The 438-nt window shown below is 69.2% G+C and carries 1 protein-coding gene; it reads right to left on the bottom strand.

Annotated features, from left to right (window positions below; translation table 11 throughout):
* A partial coding sequence (locus tag ACYQ78_RS39280) for an ATP-binding cassette domain-containing protein (RefSeq protein ID WP_459806085.1) occupies positions 1–296 on the bottom strand: 296 nt, incomplete at its 3' end.
* Positions 297–438: the final 142 nt, after the last annotated feature.

The raw sequence follows: 438 nt of genomic DNA, 5'->3' as shown, positions 1-438 counted from the left end.
TCGGCGACCGACAGGTTCCGGCAGAGGTTGACCTCCTGGTAGACCGTGCTGATGCCGGCCTTCTGGGCCTCCAGCGGGCCGGTGAAGGCGACCTTCGCTCCGGCCAGTTCGATCTCACCGGCGTCGATGGAGTACACCCCGGTCAGGACCTTGATCAGGGTCGACTTCCCGGCGCCGTTCTCGCCCATCAGGGCGTGCACCTCTCCGGGCAGCAGCCGGAAGTCCACGCCGTCGAGGGCCCGGACGCCCGGGAACTCCTTGCCGATCCCGGTCATCCGCAGGATCGCTTCAGCCATGCGCTTTCCTTCGCGTTGGAAGGGAGGCCGCCCCGATCTCAGGGCGGGACGGCCCCCCGGCTCCTAGTACTGGCGGGTGGGCAGGGCCGTCTTGGCCTGCTCCTGGGTGAAGGTGGTCTCCTCGGTGACGACCCGCGTCGGG

It is taken from the genome of Herbidospora sp. RD11066, assembly GCF_054661255.1.
This window is presented reverse-complemented; position numbering and strand designations above follow the sequence as displayed.